The sequence below is a fragment of the Parapedobacter soli genome, from assembly GCF_025460835.1.
Classification (GTDB): Bacteria; Bacteroidota; Bacteroidia; order Sphingobacteriales; family Sphingobacteriaceae; genus Parapedobacter; species Parapedobacter soli.
Window position 1 is genome coordinate 35,106 of record NZ_JAMXAY010000023.1, and the last position, 15,859, is coordinate 50,964.

Here is a 15,859-nt window from a genome sequence, read left to right on the forward strand (position 1 = left end):
CCTTTATGGTCTTCCGCCCGCGGGCGGAAGACCATAAAGGTAGGCCTGACACAGTTAGTTTAACACTCCCTACCCGTCTCTCGATTCCCTGTAGTATAGTTCTATAGCTCCAATTGGCAAATCCAAACTTAGGTCTGTTTCTATGTCTTTTTTGTCAAGAAACATCCCGTCCGAAAATTCGTATGTCACGTCATCTTTCTGACCAACGTAGCCAACACCGTGTTTTGTGGTGAATCGGTTTATTTTCATTTCCATTATACCGTGGGGTTTAGCGTTGTCTGTCAGTCTATTCTTTTGAAATGGTCTTCGTACCAATAATATTCTCCGTGGTCATCTTGTGTTATTGCGTGATCTAATACTAGGTCAGTAGAGGTGAGGGTCAAAATATCCCGTGTACTTGTTTCTCCCTCGAAAACAAACGTGATGGTTTTCCCGTTTTCGGACACTTTGTATGATCCGGTACCTTGTAAGTCTCCGTCAGCATAAGAACTTGCGCTGCCAGAAGTATTAAATTCGATAATATACACTCCGTCTGGATGGAATGTGTCCTTGGTCTCCGGCATTTTTTGCCCGTTGCTGACTTCCCATTCCACGGAGTGGGTCATTTCCCATTTTCCGACTATGGGGTTCTGGTCTTTGTCCTTGTTGCAGGAAACAAAAGCGGTAAGCACCGCCATAAACGCAATGATGGCGATTGTCTTTGATAATTTTGAAAACATTTTTGATTTATTCGGTTGCCTTAGCCCCTGTTAGGCGGTTATAAAAAAACAGCGTGGGGCCTCATCGGCTACCACGCTCACCACAAGCGCACATACGTAATGAGGACACCCACGCATGGCGTGAGCATAACCCATACTCGTATGTGTCTGGTTTTCGAGGTGGTGATTCGGTAACCGTAACGAGTTCGCTATTTATATTAACTTCCCAAATGTATATATATCAATTCACTAAAAAAAGACAAAAATCATGGAAAATTCACACCACATCCCATTAGGTAAAAATCCCACAAAGACGAGGGAACAGATACGGAACAGTAACCTGTCGTATCCCTATGGCAGAAGCGGAAAAGGTCATAACCTCAACAAAGAACAGGTGGCCACATTAGAGGGCATAAAACCCTTATTAAACGGGCTTACTTATAGAGAAGCCGCCGACATTGTTGACGTTCTTAAAGAACAGCTAACAGATATGACCATTGTTTCTATTTAATGAGCATATCTTTAATTTCATCAATAGGCTCATTGAATGCATATTGCACTACGTAAGGTGGATTAGAAGGGACTTCAACCATAATAGAAGTATATCCGTAATCGTTCACATCGACTTTCACGATATATCTTTTGTTTATTATTCTAAGATGACCGTCCGAATCCACTAGGGAAACTAAATATTTTTCGTCTTCCATAATCATTTATCTTTGGTTACTCCAAATATATACAAAGACATCGAGGATGCAAATAAAAATCCCCGCCAAGGAAAGGTGGGGATAGTATATAATTACCAAAATTTAAATAAAACAATCACTAGCTTTTACCGGATACTAGTGTTTCGGATTATAATTCTAACTTTGCGACACTGTTTACGAATTCACATCGATGATATTTACCTGAAATCGATATTTTAACCAGTATGAAGCTACACACGAAGATTTTCATTGGAATGGTACTCGGCATCGTGGCCGGATTGATTGTCAAGAACCTCGGGTTACAACAAGAAACACTCGACACCATTGTAGACTGGGTTGAGCCTGTGGGAAGGATATTCATGAACCTTATTTTCATGATGGTAATCCCCCTCATCCTATCGGCACTGATCTTGGGGATCGCTGAAATCGGTGATGTGAAAAAGCTCGGACGCATGGGGGTCAGGCTCCTCATATATACCATCATCGTAAGTTTCATAGCCGTATTGATAGGCATTACGATGGTGAATGTGATCAATCCCGGCAAGACCATCTCCCCCGAGACACGCGAATACCTCGTCAACGAATTCGGGGCCGAGGCTGCCAAGGCGAACGCACAGGCGGAGGCCAACAAGGCTGATGAGCGCAACGTGGGTGATGTGATTGCACAGATCATACCGCGCAATCCATTTGATGAAATGGCAAATGCATATAACTCCAGCCATACCGGCGGCGGGCTCCTTTCCGTGATGTTCTTCGCACTGATTTTCGGGATTGCCATGGCCGCTGTAGGTGAAGAAAAAACCGCTACGCTGAAAAGCTTCCTGGAAGGCATGTATGAGGTAGTCATCAAAGTGATCGGCTATGCCATGGCACTTGCACCCTATGGCGTGGCTGCCTTGCTGTTCAACATGGTGGTGAACGTAGGCGCCGATTTCCTGGTGTCCCTGCTATGGTACGTACTCGTCGTACTCGGTGCACTGGCAATCCATCAGTTCGTGGTGTATTCCATCATCCTGAAATATTTCGCCAAGCGCGATCCGGTCCAATTCATGAAAGATATGGGGGAAGTGACGCTGACTGCCTTTTCCACGAGTTCGAGCAATGCCACCCTGCCCACGGCCATACGGGTAAGTATCGAGAAACTGAAAATCCCCAAGCCGATCGCTCATTTTGTACTCACCATCGGCAGTACCGGCAACCAAAACGGTACCGCCCTGTTTGAGGGAATAACCGTATTGTTCCTGGCTCAAGTCTTCAATGTAGACCTGAGCATAGGATCGCAGATCACCGTAGTATTGCTGTGCATCCTGGCGGGGGTAGGTACAGCCGGGGTACCCGGCGGGTCGTTACCCGTCATCGTCACCATCCTCATCTCCATCGGCGTACCCGGTGAGGCCATCGCCCTTATCTACGGGGTCGACCGCATCCTGGACATGTCGCGCACCACGCTCAATGTAAACGGCGATATTACCGCAGCAGCCTATATCCAGTATACCGAAGAAAAAGCAGGGCATATCGTCGAAGAATAACATAACCTTAAAATATCCGATAATCTTTATTGAATGGTATCCGCTTGCGGATATCATCGATTACCACTATATTTGTCACACTAATTATTGTTATGCAAACAGAACATTACAATGCCTATTCATTCCTGCTGGAGCGCACCGCGCGCCGGGTAAAGCAGTATGCACAATATCAATTCAACTGCGGTGAGTTTGGCATTACGGTAGATCAATGGTCGATATTAAAAAAACTCCGCCAACACACCGATTTATCACAAAAAGAACTGGCGGAGCATTGCGGTAAGGATCAGCCAACGCTTACCCGGATCGTCGACTTGCTGGTTCGGAAAAACCTGGTTGAACGCCGGGCGAACCCGGCAGACAGGCGGAGTTTTGTAGTTCACCTCACACTGCAGGGGAAACAGAAAATCGACACGCTTGCCGGGAATATTAGTGAAATACGTATGCAGGCCTGGAAAAATCTTGACCAGACAGATTTCGAGCACCTGAAGCGTATATTGAATACGATATATGATAATTTAGAGATAAAATAAAAAATGAACGTACATCATAAAACAGACATCTGCATCATCGGGGCCGGGCCCGTGGGTTTGTTTGCAGTATTTGAAGCCGGCCTGCTCAAAATGCGCTGCCACCTCATCGATGCCCTTCCCCAGGTGGGCGGCCAGCTTTCTGAGATCTATCCGCACAAGCCCATTTATGATATTCCGGGATTTCCGGCTATTAACGCGCAGGAACTGGTAGACAACCTGATGAAGCAGATCGAGCCGTTCAGTCCCTCATTCACACTGGGCGAGCGGGTGGAATCACTGGAGCGCCAGCCGGACGGCTCTTACCACGTCACAGGCAATGAAGGCACCGTGATACACGCACAGGTGGTCGTCATCGCGGGGGGCCTCGGCTCGTTTGAGCCCCGCAAGCCTGAAATTCCGGGCCTCACCGGTTTCGAGGGCCGCGGCGTATCCTATATGGTAAAGAACCCCGAAACCTACCGCGACAAGCGTGTCGTTGTAGCAGGCGGGGGCGACTCGGCGCTGGACTGGACGATCTTTCTTAGTGACATCGCCGCCGCAGTCACATTGGTACACCGCAGCGATAGCTTCCGTGGAGCTCCAGACTCGGCAGAAAAGGTGTTTTCACTGGCCGAACGTGGAAAAATCAACCTGCTGCTGCAGAGCAACCTCAACACCGTACATGGGAATGGCACCTTAAGCCACGTTGGCATCCTCGGCAAAGACAAGAAGGAAACCCTATTGGAAGCCGATGCGCTCATCCCGCTGTTTGGATTGAGCCCCAAGCTAGGGCCAATCGCTGATTGGGGACTAAGCATCGACAGATCGGCAATTGCCGTAGATACCACTGATTATTCCACGGGTGTGGAGCGTGTCTATGCCATTGGCGATATCAATACTTATCCGGGTAAACTCAAACTCATACTCTGCGGCTTCCATGAGGCTGCATTGATGGCCCAAAGTGCCTTCAAATACGTCTATCCGGCAGAAAAACTCAGTTTTAAATACACTACGGTAAACGGTGTCAACGCATTCTAATGGACAACATGATGACAGATATCATCCATATCACGGTAGAAGACCAATCAGGCGGAATAAGGCAATTGGAAATTCCAGACGGCATCAACCTCAGTCTGATGGAAGTACTCAAAGCTTCTGATTACGACATCCTGGCCACCTGCGGTGGCATGGCGCTTTGCGCTACCTGCCGTATCCAGGTGGTCGAGGGCATGGATGCGCTTGAGCCGCAATCTGACGCTGAACTTGATATGCTCGATACCTTACCCGATGCAGATGACCAAAGCAGGCTCGCCTGCCAAATCCGGCTGGATCCGGCATTGGATGGACTGAAGATACGTGTTTTTTAGCCGTAAAAGCCAGTGGTGACTAGAAATAGCGCTCAAAAGAAAGTCCATAAGTAAACAGTAGGTTTTCACTGCCCGTACGGTTCACACGGTTGTAGGTGAGCGCTGCTTTGATGGCCAGTCCTCTGAATAAAGCGAAGGAAACATCGTTATTAAGACGTATATTGAAGTCTGAGCCATCGGTGAGCGATGGCTGGTAAAAATTATTGCCCTGCATCACCACCAGCGAATGGATGACAAACCGGTACGCCAGTCGGAAAGAATTGCGTACCGTTTGGTAATGGATGGGCAATTCATCTTCCAGGATACTGCTGGCATCAAACAGAAATCCGTCGCTAAGATTAAGGTAGGCCGACTCGGTATCGAAAAAACTATATGCCACCCCAGCACCGGCTAGCAATTGGTTCTTGATTTTCAGTGAAAAACTGGTATTGTAATTGGCAAGGCCCCAGTAAAAGAACTTCCTATCGGGCCGATAAAAATTGGCATCAAAAGTAGTGGAAAAGTCATTGTTGGTTTTGGCGCCATTCTGCTCACCGAAAAGCCAGGTATTATTCCAGTTAAGACTTACCCGCTCTTTCCGGATAGAAAACCCCAGCCCGTTATTAAACAGATAAGCGCTTTTGTCATTTGCCCGGTTGATTGAATTGGTCGAAGAAAGCTTTATGAAATAATGTGTGCTATCATTCCACTGCGCTTGGACATCAGCCATCGCCGGTAAAAGCAACAAGAGGATATAGACAGCTCGCTTAACCATCAATGGAATTCAATTTGTTTTTCGACATTATCTAGACGGGCAAACTTCGCGAATATCTATTGCTTTTAAAACCTTTTTCGCTTTTTATTGTTTGTAATGGGTAAAAGCGGATGTTATGGATAAGTTGAAGAAATTCGAATTGATGGAGAAGATTGTCCGGGAACTGGACGACCTTAAGCGGAGCCAGCAGGCTGTACTGGAAAAAATCGGCAAAGTAGAAGTTGATAACATCGAATTGGGCGACAGCCGCCTCGAAAAGATTCTCCCCGATATCTACCAGCGTACTGCCGAGAATATGGATGCAATCACTGAACTGCTGGAAGCCTTCTCAGGGAAAACCGATGAGTTTGCCGACAAAAACAAAGTGGACGAATTGCGCCAACAGCAAGAAATGGATAACAGCCAAAATTAAAATAATCCATAATTCGATTAATTTATTCATTTTTTCGTCGGTTCCCATTGCCGTTCTTTGTTTGTATAAACTAATGCAATCATGGAAACTAAAATGGATACCCTACCCGATTTGGATCGTTTATACGACATCAGCGACGACCAAGTGCGGGAGTTCGAAAGAAATGGCCACACGCAAACCTTAAACCTGCTCAGCACTGACGAAGTTTCGGCATACCGCCGGATTATCAGTGCTGCAGCTGATAAATTCAACGAAGAAAAGCGCAAAATAGCAGAGCGCGATACATACGGCAAAGCTTTTCTGCAGATCATGAACCTTTGGCGTGTAGACGAAGCGGTCAAAAAATTCGTGTTGGCTAAACGTTTTGCGCATATCGCAGCGCGGCTGCTTGGCGTAAGCAATGTACGGTTGTACCACGACCAAGCGTTATTCAAAGAGCCGGGCGGCGGACCTACCCCTTGGCACCAAGACCAGAATTACTGGCCCCTGGATACGGACCGCACGATTACCATGTGGATGCCGCTGGTAGACATTCCAAGTGCCGAAATGGGGATGCTCACCTTCGCCTCCGGATCACACCACGATGGCAGCGTCTTTGATTTCGTGATTTCTGACGAATCGGAGGATGCATTTGAACAATATGTCCGCAAACAGCGCTTCCCGCTGGCACGGCCCGCCGCACTCAACGCCGGTGATGCCACCTGGCACAACGGATTTACCATACACAATGCTCCCGGCAATAATTCCGACCGCATGCGTGAAGTGATGACCATCATTTACTATGCCGATGGCACCGAGATAAGCACGCCGAAGCACAAATTCCAGGAAAATGACCTTAAAACATGGCTCGGCAGTAAAACCCCGGGGTCGCTGGCAGATTCGGAGTTAAACCCCTTATTGCTTTAACCTCTTTTACTGAATAAACTCGCCACCACACAATGGTCGCCATGAGATACCGGCTCTTTTTGCCTGCCGCAATCACTTTCACGATACTGCTGAGTATAATGGGTTGCCGAAATAACCCAAACAGGAATACAGCACCTGCCGATGAAGTGATATACCACGTTTTCCAGCGCAGCTTTTACGATAGCAATGGCGATACCCACGGGGATCTCGCCGGGCTCACCGAAAAGCTCGACTACCTACAGGAGCTGGGCGTCACCGCCATCCTACTCACTCCGCTGTATGAGTCGGTCTATTACCACAACTATTTTTCATCCGATTTCGAAAAGATCGATGCACGATACGGGACCCAGGCCGAATACCTTACACTCGTTGAAGAGGTCCATCGCCGGGGGATGAAAATCTACATGGATATGGAGACGCAATACGTGACGGAAGACCACCTATGGTGGCGCGACTCATACGGTAATCCGGCATCGCCATACAGTGGATATATCCTGTATAACGACAGTGCGCAGACGCAGCCCGAATCCATAGTCTTCAACCTGACAGAGCTGCTGGGCTACGATGGCACCATCCGTAAAATAACCACCGTAAACCTCAACCATCCTGAGGTGCTGGAGTACAACTACAAACTATTCAGCCACTGGATGGACCCTAACGGCGATGGCCGATTCGATGACGGCGTAGACGGCTTCCGCCTCGACCACATGATGGACGACCTGGATAACAAAGGAATTTTACCCGATCTATTCCATACGTTCTGGGTGCCGCTTATCGGCCGTTTGAAAGCTCTTAATCCCGATGTACAATTCATGGCCGAGCAAGCCGATTGGGGATCATATGGGTTCGATTACCTGGAGCGGGGCTGCGTGGACCGTGTGTTTGCTTTCCGTGTGCAACAAGCGGTACGGACGCTTGATAAAAACCGCATAGAAGCGTTCGCAGACACGACGTTCGGCAACACGCCCACTGGAAAGAAGCAGATTATGTTTATCGAAAACCACGATATCCCCCGCTTTGCTACCGTTGTGGAGCAGCACCCGGGCAAGTTACGCGTAGGCGCATCCATCAACTTACTGATCGGTGGCATTCCATCCATTTACTACGGACAAGAAATCGGGATGCTGGGCCATGCACAGTTCGGGCAGTACGGAGACGTGGTTACCGACGCCAATGAAATCCCTTCGCGCGAAGCATTCGAATGGTATGCTTCCGCACAGGGCGAAGGGATGGCCTATTGGTACAAAGACACCGGGCCGTGGTGGGATGAATCCAACATCAGTCCCAACGACGGGATATCATTGGAAGAACAACAGGCCGACGGTGAATCACTCTGGAATCATTACCGCTCATTGATCGCCCTGCGCTCCAACCACGATGCGTTGGTCAACGGCCACTACCGTACCGTACCAAACACGACCGAAAACGTTCTCTCTTTCGTGAGGGAAAGCCCCGAAGAACGGATCCTGGTAGTCATCAATCTTGGCGACACCACCGAAAGCTTAACGTTTGCCGGAAGCCGTGAATGGGACGTAGCCGGGAGTGGCCACCTCCAACAAATCTGGGGTACATCTGCGCCCCAAAGGGAAGTGGGAAACACGCTTGACGACATCCCCCCTTACAGCACACAACTGTATTTGTTACCATAGAATTACGACGGCGTGTTGCCATCGGGCTACGACCCGAACTGGCGACGGTAGCGGAGCGGACTCAGGGTGGTGCGCCGCTTGAACGTACGGTGAAAGAAAGACACATCGGTAAATCCGCTTTCGAAAGCGATATCAGACACCGGCTTATCCGTTTGGACAAGCTGCTGGGTGGCGTAATTAATCCGATAGTCCATCACCATATCCATAAACGTCTTCCGGGTAACCTTTTTGAAATATTTACAGAATGCCTGCGGTGTCATGTGTGCAAGTGATGCGGCTTCGCTTAACGAAACTTTATCCCTGAAATGCTCTACCAGATATGCAAGTACCGGCCCCATCCGCTGGTGGTCCACCAATGTACTGACGGCCATGGCACCATCGTCGCTTAGCGTGGTACCCGTGTGGTCCTCTGCCAGCTGTTGGAGTATATCCAATAATCCGATAAATCCATAGATACCCTTCTTCGCTGCCAAGCCCCGCAGCATCCCCCCTACCTGCATCGAAATCTCCTTTCCAAAGCACACACCCACTGTAGTCTGTGCCAACAAGTTATGGATGTCGGCTAGTTCCTCCTTTCCGGACAACGTACTTCCGAGCATATCTGCGGGAAACTGGATAACCACCGCCTCCGCATCAAATAGCTCACCGACAGGCTCGTCGAGCTTCCAGCAATGCGGCACATTCGGAGCAATCAGCACCAGATCACCGGGGTCAAAACGTTCCATGTGGGTACCTACATACCGTTTCCCCACCCCGCTGACGATATAAGTCAACTCAAACTCGGGATGGAAATGGTAGGGTGCCTCAAACGCTTCCGCCCCGAAATTACGGAGGAGGAAAACATGATCGTCACGAGACTGTACATATTCAGGAGAAGCTTTGAGCATATATTTCGAAGATACACAATCTTAGCCTTCGTGGCACGGTCGTCAGTCCTGTTCCACACGCAACACGCATACCGCTGCCAGCAACATGAGCACACCCGCCATCACGAGCGAGTATATGGCATGCCCACCGAATGCATATTTAACGATGTAGCCGCCGAAAAAGCCGTTGATAATCTGCGGGAAGGTGATGAAAAAATTAAAGATACCCATATAGACCCCCATCTTGTGGGTGGGTAAACTCTTGGAAAGGATAGCATAGGGCATCGCCAGGATGCTTCCCCAAGCGATGCCGATACCCACCATCGGTATGATGAGGTAGTCGGGATCGCCGATAAAGAACATGGAGATCAGCGAAAGCCCGCCTGCGGCAAGGGATATCGCATGGCAACCACGCTGGCCTGTCCGCTTAGCGATAACCGGCAGCAGCAACGCATAGATGGCGGCCACACCATTGTATATCCCGAAGAGGAAGCTGACCCAATTGGCTGCATCTGCGTATTGGACGGAAGCGGTATCATCCGGACGTACACCATACACATGCTCCGCGATGGCAGGCGTGGTAAACACCCACATCGAAAACAGTGCAAACCACGAGAAAAACTGCACCACACCCAGCTGCTTCATCGCCTTAGGCATGCGCCGGAAGTCTGTCAGGATAACGGCAAGGCCCCTGCGCGCGGAAGCGAGCTCGTCTTCCCCTGGAGGTGTACCTATGCCGAAGCGTTCGACCTCTGCCGGGGAATACTCCCGTGTGGTGAACACGGTCCATAGGATAGTCAGCACCAGTACGGCGGCCCCCACATAAAAGGAATAGATCACATTGTCCGGCACATGGCCTGGGGCGGCCGTCTTGGATATCCCCATATATTCAGCAAAAATATAAGGAAGCCAGGAGCCAATCACTGCCCCCACGCCGATTAAGAAGGACTGCACCGAAAACCCGACACTCCGCTGTTCGCCGGGCAACTTATCTGCCACAAGAGCCCGGAAAGGCTCCATAGCCACGTTGAATGACGCATCCATGATCATCAACATGCCTGCCCCTATCCAGATTGCGGGCATCACGGTAGTCAATACTGCCGCATTGGGCATCAGCACCAATGCCACGGCCGAGAGCAGCGCCCCCACAAGGAAAAAGGGACGCCGACGTCCCAGTCTAGTCCAAGTGCGGTCACTGTAATGCCCCACAATGGGCTGGATAATCATACCCGTCAGTGGCGCAGCCAGCCAGAAGAGCGACAGGTGCTCCACATCGGCACCAAAAGTTTGCAATATCCGCGACGCGTTGCCGCTCTGTAACGCAAAACCGAACTGGATTCCGAGGAATCCCAAACTCATGTTAACAATCTGGCCTAAGCTTAATCGTGGTTTCTCCGTAAAATTCATATTTGGCGAATTGGTTAACAATCTTAAATGCTATTTTATTCCGCACCTCCCAACGATTGCCGGGCGCACTCAATTAACAGCACGCAATATGCATAAATCTACCCTATTTTTCAGCCCCAATCGTTGCACATGAATTGCTCGGTGGGCTATTCTCTTTTACCGAACGTGTTCATACTTCGGAACAGCCGTTGTACTACCGGGGCCCACCTCATGGTCCCGGCCAAGAACATGTACCGTAGCCGCTTGTTCGCCGGTGTTGCTGAAGTTGACCCGTGTGGGTGTAACGTGAACGGTAAGCAATGCCCCCCTGAACTTGATCTTAAAAGTATATGCCTGCCACTGCTTGGGTAGCATGGGGCTGAAATAGAGGCGGCCATCCCTTACCCGCATGCCTGCAAAGCCTTCCACGATGCTCATCCATGTGCCAGCCATCGAAGTGATGTGGAGCCCATCTTCCGTGTCGTTGTTGTAGTCATCGAGGTCAAGCCTTGCGGTGCGGAGGTAAAACTGGTAAGCGCGTGCTTCGTCACCCAATTTAGCAGCCAATATAGCGTGCACACAAGGTGAGAGTGAACTTTCATGTACTGTAAGCGGCTCATAAAAATCATAGTTCCGGCGGATTGTTTCGATATCGAAACGGTCTTCGAGCAAGTAGAGCCCCTGCAGCACATCCGCCTGTTTGATATAGCAGGAGCGCAGGATGCGGTCCCAGCTCCAGTGCTGGTTTAGGGGGCGTTGGTCTGCGGGTATAGCGGCCGCCGGCACCAACTCTTTATCCAAGAACCCATCCTGCTGTAAAAAAATGCCGCGTGCCTCGTCGACCGGGTAATACAGCTTATCGATAATCGCTGCCCAGAGGCCGGTTTCGCTGGCTTGCAGTGCCGTCTTTGCCACGATGGCCGCATATTGCCCGGTGGCCGACTGCTGCACTTCACTTAGTGCATCGAGCGTATAGGACAAGCACCAACTGGCTATCGTATTGGTGTACCAATTGTTGTTGACATTGTTTTCATACTCGTTAGGGCCGGTGACACCCAGCATCACATACCGTTTGCGCGCCTCACTCCAATTCACCCGCTGCGCCCAGAAACGGGCGATGCCGATAAGTACTTCCAAACCATATTCGGCCAAATAGGCGGTATCGCCCGTATAGCGGATGTAATTGTATATCGCAAACGCGATAGCACCATTGCGGTGGATTTCCTCAAACGTGATCTCCCATTCGTTATGGCATTCCTCACCATCCATTGTCACCATCGGGTAGAGCGCTGCCCCGCCGCTAAACCCCAATTTCTCCGCATTCGCTATCGCTTTCGGCAAATGTTTATAGCGATATACCAATAGGTTCCTTGCCACTTGGCGTGGCGCCGTAGCCAAGTAGAACGGTAGGCAGTAAGCCTCGGTATCCCAGTAGGTGGAACCGCCGTACTTCTCTCCGGTAAATCCTTTCGGACCGATATTAAGACGGTCGTCCTCTCCTGTATAGGTTTGGTTCAATTGGAAAATATTGAACCGTATCGCTTGCTGCGCGGCAATATCACCCTCGATACGGATATCGCTTTCCGCCCATTTCAGTGCCCATGCGTCGGCCTGCTCGGCCAATAGGCGATCGAAGCCTTTGACCACGACATGCCCCAGCAGTTGCTCCGCACGGTTTACTAGCTCCGATTTAGGATGGTTCTCCGAAGAAAGATTCACCGCATACTTACGTATTTCAACTGTTTGGCCTGCTGAAGCAGCAACGGACACCGACTTTGCGACATAATCGTCGCGCTCTATCGTCATTTCCTGCTGCGATAGCCTGGCACCTCCATAAAATACTTCGTACGCCATACCCGTCGCCACCCAGAAATCGGTCTTCTTGGTACGCATGGTGAGCGTCGCACGGCGTGCACCGATGTGTTTGGACACAGGCTCCCAAAACAACTCACCGTAGTTTGAGTCGGCGTTCCGCACGCCGCCGTCTACGTAGGGCCTAAGCTGAATTTTGCCCGAAAAGTTCTTGGCCGTAATCCGGTAACGTACCGCTCCGCACTCATTATCAACTAAACTGCAAAACCGGACGGCTTCCACTTCCACCTCTTTCCCGTCCGAAAACCGGGCCCCGAATCGCCGTGACAGGTACCCCTCTTGCATGTGGAGCACGCGCTGGAAATGGATAACCTCCACCGTATTCAAGTCCAGCGGCACACCATCGACGTCAATATCGATCCCTATCCAGTTTGCGGCATTCAATACCTTGGCGAAATATTCGGGGTACCCATTTTTCCACCACCCTACGCGGGTTTTATCCGGATAATAAACGCCCGCGATATAGGAGCCTTGCAGGCTCTCGCCTGAATAGTGCTCCTCGAAATTAGCACGTTGGCCCATACGGCCGTTCCCGATACTGAAAATACTTTCCGATATCTTATTCAAAGCCGGGTCGAATCCAGTTTCAATAATATTCCACTCATCGTGGACGATGTAATTCTTCATATAATAAATAGTCGGTAGTTGCTGTACATCTCGATATGATGCACGTTCAAATCCCTAAATCAGCCAAGCCCATTACCACCATGTCCGCTTCTCCGAGTTCGGCCGGGTCACCGACACCAACCACCTGCATCCCAGCGGCAAGCGCAGCGGCGACACCTGCGTGTGCATCTTCGAAAACCAGGCATGCCCCCGGCGGTACGTCCAGCGCATCCGCCGCTTTGATAAACACTTCGGGATCGGGCTTGGATCGGGTAACAGCATTGCCATCAATCACGGCATCGAAGCAATCGGAGATTCCAGTGCGCTCCAAAACCAAACGTGCGTTCTTACTGGCCGAGCCCAGGGCAACGCGGATCCCTTTGTTACGCGCCTCACTTAGCAACCGGTATGCACCGGGCAAGAGATCCCAGTGGGTCATCCCTCCCACCAGCGCCAGATACCATTCGTTTTTCCGCGTAGCGAGCTGCTCCTTTTCCGCATCAGACAGCTGTAGGTTACCCCAGCCGAGGAGGTAATCCAGCGATTGGCGGCGGCTCACCCCTTTCAGCTTTTCATTTTGCTGCCAAGTAAAATCGAAGCCCAGCGAGTTAGCCAAACGTTTCCACGCCTGGTAATGGAATATAGCGGTATCTACCAAAACGCCATCCAGATCAAAAATGAATGCTTTTTTCGTGTAAAGCAGCCGGTTAGCATCGCGGTGATTTTCGGATAACATGTTGATTATTTTAAAACCTCAAAAACAGCTGTTGTTTTAGCCGCCAGTCGTATGGGAGCCTTGACATCGACGACCTCTCCGGTAATGATATCTTTGAGCCGGGTTGCGGTTTGTATACGCTCCGTAAACCGGCCGGTCGATACCGTTCTACTTTCTTCTGCGGTATTCATCACCACCATCACAGTTTTGTCGCCGTTATACCTGAAATACACATATATCGCGTCTTCCGGCACATATTGCATCAATTTGCCCGTTTGAAGTACCGGATTATCGCGGCGGTATGTGGCGAGCTTCTTTACGTATCCGAATAGATCATTTTCCACCACCGAACGGCCCGATGGCGTAAACTTATCCACCGTATCGGTCGGCCACCCACCGGGAAAATCTTCACGAACCAGTCCATCGGGGTTTGCGAAGTTTTTCATCCCGATTTCAGCACCGTAATAAAGCTGGGGGATACCGCGCGTTGTAAACAGCCACGCCAATCCCGACTTGTATTTCGCGATATCCTCTCCCACCTCCGATAGGAAACGGCTCTTATCATGGTTATCCAAAAAGACAACGTTCCGGTAGGCGTCTTCGTAGACAAAATCATTAGCCAGTATGCTGTAAAGGCGGTTCACACCGTCTGTCCATCCAAACGCGCCATTGAGCGCTTCAATAATCGCAAAATGGGTCTGGAAATCGGTCACACCCGGCATGTGGCTGTCGTAATCCTGATTGATTGTACTTCCCTGTGTATAAACGGCCTGGTTTGGCACCCCATGCACCCATGTTTCACCAAAAAAGGTGAGGTCGGGGTATTCGGCTTTCACCTGTTGGGCCCAATCGGCCATATAAGCAAGGTCGTTATAGGCATACGTGTCTAACCTGAAGCCATCCACGCCGGCATATTCCACCCACCAGATATGGCTCTGCGTGATGTAGTTGCGCACGAAGGGATTATCATGGTTCATATCAGGCATTGTCGGCACAAACCACCCATCGCTCATCCGCCTCTTATCGGCTTCCGCCGCATAAGGATCAAACAGTACCTGGTCTTTGTAGGTCGTATTCGTGTATTCCGGCCAATGGTGCAGCCAATCGGATGATGGTGGATCGATCACGGTCCAGTGCCTCAGCCCCACGTGGTTGTGCACCAAATCTTTTACCAGCTTCATTCCACGGCTGTGGAGTTCGTCGGCCAATTTCCGGTATAGCGCATTGGTGCCCAACCTTGGGTCGATCTGATAGTATTCTGTTGCCGCATAGCCATGGTAAGAGGCCTGTTCCATGTCGTTGGTGAGCACCGGATTGAGCCATACCGTGGTAACACCGAGGTCTTGCAAATAATCCAACCTATTGATAACACCTTGTAAGTCACCTCCATGCCGGTAATACATTGAGTCTCTATTGAGGGTAATCTCGCGCATCCCAGCCACGACGTCGTTTGCCGTATCACCATTGGCGAAGCGGTCAGGCATAATCAGGTAAATCAGATCCTCACTGGTAACCCCCTGTGCCTTGGGCCGATTACGCTCCCGTTCTTTCAGCTCGTATGCGTAGGTGAAGGGTTGCTCGCCGGCTTTGGAAAACCGGATGTCCACTTGGCCGGCCTTAGCGGCGGGACCAATGTGGATATCCAGAAAAATATAGTTTGGGTTTTCTACCCGATGGCTCCGCAGCAGGGTTACCCCAGGGTAGTTTACTGCCGGCTCCCACATGGTTATACCATGACCATAGACAACCAATTGAACCTCAGGATGCGCCATGCCCACCCACCAATTGAGCGGTTCCACGCGTTCGATTTGCGTGGCCTGTCCCAAGGCACTGGAGCCCCACAACAGTAAGATAAAAACAAGATAGCGTTTCATGCTATGGTG

Annotated in this window: 16 protein-coding genes; 8 read left to right on the plus strand and 8 right to left on the minus strand. The window is 50.2% G+C overall.

Going from position 1 to position 15,859, the window contains the following annotated elements; all coding sequences use genetic code 11:
• Nucleotides 1-281: 281 nt before the first annotated feature.
• On the minus strand, nt 282-719 hold the full coding sequence (locus NGM62_RS11285; protein WP_262248037.1) for a lipocalin-like domain-containing protein: 438 nt from the start codon (nt 717-719) through the stop codon (nt 282-284).
• A 247-nt stretch (nt 720-966) separates the two neighbouring features.
• On the opposite strand from NGM62_RS11285, the gene NGM62_RS11290 reads away from it, so the two are divergent.
• Entirely contained in the window at nt 967-1,209 is a 243-nt protein-coding gene (locus NGM62_RS11290; RefSeq protein ID WP_262248039.1) for a hypothetical protein, read from the plus strand.
• Here NGM62_RS11290 and NGM62_RS11295 read toward each other — a convergent pair.
• A complete protein-coding gene (locus NGM62_RS11295) occupies nt 1,202-1,405 on the minus strand; it encodes a hypothetical protein (protein WP_262248040.1) in 204 nt (67 codons plus the stop codon). The two genes, NGM62_RS11290 and NGM62_RS11295, sit on opposite strands and share 8 nt — an antisense overlap.
• Before the next feature lie 224 nt (nt 1,406-1,629).
• Here NGM62_RS11295 and NGM62_RS11300 point away from each other — a divergent pair, with 224 nt between their 5' ends.
• The 4 genes from NGM62_RS11300 (at nt 1,630) to NGM62_RS11315 (ending at nt 4,810) form a co-directional block, all read left to right on the plus strand.
• A complete protein-coding gene (locus NGM62_RS11300; RefSeq protein ID WP_262248041.1) occupies nt 1,630-2,934 on the plus strand; it encodes a dicarboxylate/amino acid:cation symporter in 1,305 nt (434 codons plus the stop codon).
• Nucleotides 2,935-3,026: 92 nt separating this feature from the next.
• Nucleotides 3,027-3,464: a MarR family winged helix-turn-helix transcriptional regulator gene (locus tag NGM62_RS11305; RefSeq protein WP_262248042.1), complete on the plus strand. Its 438-nt coding sequence runs from the start codon at nt 3,027-3,029 to the stop codon at nt 3,462-3,464.
• 3 nt (nt 3,465-3,467) lie between these two features.
• Complete coding sequence (locus tag NGM62_RS11310; protein WP_262248044.1) at nt 3,468-4,481, plus strand: NAD(P)/FAD-dependent oxidoreductase; 1,014 nt, start codon at nt 3,468-3,470, stop codon at nt 4,479-4,481.
• Nucleotides 4,482-4,489: 8 nt separating this feature from the next.
• On the plus strand, nt 4,490-4,810 hold the full coding sequence (locus NGM62_RS11315; RefSeq protein WP_315975864.1) for a 2Fe-2S iron-sulfur cluster-binding protein: 321 nt from the start codon (nt 4,490-4,492) through the stop codon (nt 4,808-4,810).
• Nucleotides 4,811-4,829: 19 nt separating this feature from the next.
• On the opposite strand, the gene NGM62_RS11320 is transcribed toward NGM62_RS11315, so the two are convergent.
• Nucleotides 4,830-5,564 carry a DUF481 domain-containing protein gene (locus tag NGM62_RS11320; RefSeq protein WP_262248047.1) on the minus strand — a complete coding sequence of 245 codons (735 nt, stop codon included), beginning with the start codon at nt 5,562-5,564 and terminating at the stop codon, nt 4,830-4,832.
• A 115-nt stretch (nt 5,565-5,679) separates the two neighbouring features.
• Here NGM62_RS11320 and NGM62_RS11325 point away from each other — a divergent pair, with 115 nt between their 5' ends.
• The 3 genes from NGM62_RS11325 (at nt 5,680) to NGM62_RS11335 (ending at nt 8,531) form a co-directional block, all read left to right on the plus strand.
• Nucleotides 5,680-5,976 carry a hypothetical protein gene (locus NGM62_RS11325; protein ID WP_262248048.1) on the plus strand — a complete coding sequence of 99 codons (297 nt, stop codon included), beginning with the start codon at nt 5,680-5,682 and terminating at the stop codon, nt 5,974-5,976.
• 81 nt (nt 5,977-6,057) lie between these two features.
• On the plus strand, nt 6,058-6,882 hold the full coding sequence (locus NGM62_RS11330; protein WP_262248050.1) for a phytanoyl-CoA dioxygenase family protein: 825 nt from the start codon (nt 6,058-6,060) through the stop codon (nt 6,880-6,882).
• A 32-nt stretch (nt 6,883-6,914) separates the two neighbouring features.
• On the plus strand, nt 6,915-8,531 hold the full coding sequence (locus NGM62_RS11335) for an alpha-amylase family glycosyl hydrolase (protein WP_262248052.1): 1,617 nt from the start codon (nt 6,915-6,917) through the stop codon (nt 8,529-8,531).
• Nucleotides 8,532-8,557: 26 nt separating this feature from the next.
• On the opposite strand, the gene NGM62_RS11340 is transcribed toward NGM62_RS11335, so the two are convergent.
• The 5 genes from NGM62_RS11340 to NGM62_RS11360 all read right to left on the minus strand — a co-directional run bounded on the left by NGM62_RS11340 (nt 8,558) and on the right by NGM62_RS11360 (nt 15,850).
• Nucleotides 8,558-9,418 carry an AraC family transcriptional regulator gene (locus NGM62_RS11340; protein ID WP_262248053.1) on the minus strand — a complete coding sequence of 287 codons (861 nt, stop codon included), beginning with the start codon at nt 9,416-9,418 and terminating at the stop codon, nt 8,558-8,560.
• Between the two features lie 42 nt (nt 9,419-9,460).
• Nucleotides 9,461-10,804 (minus strand): MFS transporter, encoded by a 1,344-nt coding sequence (locus tag NGM62_RS11345; protein WP_262248055.1) that lies wholly within the window; start codon nt 10,802-10,804, stop codon nt 9,461-9,463.
• 156 nt (nt 10,805-10,960) lie between these two features.
• Nucleotides 10,961-13,282: a glycoside hydrolase family 65 protein gene (locus NGM62_RS11350; RefSeq protein ID WP_262248056.1), complete on the minus strand. Its 2,322-nt coding sequence runs from the start codon at nt 13,280-13,282 to the stop codon at nt 10,961-10,963.
• 46 nt (nt 13,283-13,328) lie between these two features.
• Nucleotides 13,329-13,997, minus strand: a complete 669-nt coding sequence (pgmB, locus tag NGM62_RS11355; protein ID WP_262248058.1) for a beta-phosphoglucomutase — start codon at nt 13,995-13,997, stop codon at nt 13,329-13,331.
• 5 nt (nt 13,998-14,002) lie between these two features.
• The gene (locus NGM62_RS11360) at nt 14,003-15,850 is read right to left on the minus strand and encodes a glycoside hydrolase family 13 protein (RefSeq protein WP_262248059.1); all 1,848 of its coding nucleotides are present in this window, start codon (nt 15,848-15,850) and stop codon (nt 14,003-14,005) included.
• Nucleotides 15,851-15,859: the final 9 nt, after the last annotated feature.

What these genes read in the sequence shown, in the direction of transcription:
- NGM62_RS11285 (WP_262248037.1), bottom strand. Translation starts at nt 719, where the DNA reads ATGTTTTCAAAATTATCAAAGACAATCGCCATCATTGCGTTTATGGCG.
- NGM62_RS11290 (WP_262248039.1), top strand. Translation starts at nt 967, where the DNA reads ATGGAAAATTCACACCACATCCCATTAGGTAAAAATCCCACAAAGACG.
- NGM62_RS11295 (WP_262248040.1), bottom strand. Translation starts at nt 1,405, where the DNA reads ATGGAAGACGAAAAATATTTAGTTTCCCTAGTGGATTCGGACGGTCAT.
- NGM62_RS11300 (WP_262248041.1), top strand. Translation starts at nt 1,630, where the DNA reads ATGAAGCTACACACGAAGATTTTCATTGGAATGGTACTCGGCATCGTG.
- NGM62_RS11305 (WP_262248042.1), top strand. Translation starts at nt 3,027, where the DNA reads ATGCAAACAGAACATTACAATGCCTATTCATTCCTGCTGGAGCGCACC.
- NGM62_RS11310 (WP_262248044.1), top strand. Translation starts at nt 3,468, where the DNA reads ATGAACGTACATCATAAAACAGACATCTGCATCATCGGGGCCGGGCCC.
- NGM62_RS11315 (WP_315975864.1), top strand. Translation starts at nt 4,490, where the DNA reads ATGATGACAGATATCATCCATATCACGGTAGAAGACCAATCAGGCGGA.
- NGM62_RS11320 (WP_262248047.1), bottom strand. Translation starts at nt 5,564, where the DNA reads ATGGTTAAGCGAGCTGTCTATATCCTCTTGTTGCTTTTACCGGCGATG.
- NGM62_RS11325 (WP_262248048.1), top strand. Translation starts at nt 5,680, where the DNA reads ATGGATAAGTTGAAGAAATTCGAATTGATGGAGAAGATTGTCCGGGAA.
- NGM62_RS11330 (WP_262248050.1), top strand. Translation starts at nt 6,058, where the DNA reads ATGGAAACTAAAATGGATACCCTACCCGATTTGGATCGTTTATACGAC.
- NGM62_RS11335 (WP_262248052.1), top strand. Translation starts at nt 6,915, where the DNA reads ATGGTCGCCATGAGATACCGGCTCTTTTTGCCTGCCGCAATCACTTTC.
- NGM62_RS11340 (WP_262248053.1), bottom strand. Translation starts at nt 9,418, where the DNA reads ATGCTCAAAGCTTCTCCTGAATATGTACAGTCTCGTGACGATCATGTT.
- NGM62_RS11345 (WP_262248055.1), bottom strand. Translation starts at nt 10,804, where the DNA reads ATGAATTTTACGGAGAAACCACGATTAAGCTTAGGCCAGATTGTTAAC.
- NGM62_RS11350 (WP_262248056.1), bottom strand. Translation starts at nt 13,282, where the DNA reads ATGAAGAATTACATCGTCCACGATGAGTGGAATATTATTGAAACTGGA.
- pgmB (WP_262248058.1), bottom strand. Translation starts at nt 13,997, where the DNA reads ATGTTATCCGAAAATCACCGCGATGCTAACCGGCTGCTTTACACGAAA.
- NGM62_RS11360 (WP_262248059.1), bottom strand. Translation starts at nt 15,850, where the DNA reads ATGAAACGCTATCTTGTTTTTATCTTACTGTTGTGGGGCTCCAGTGCC.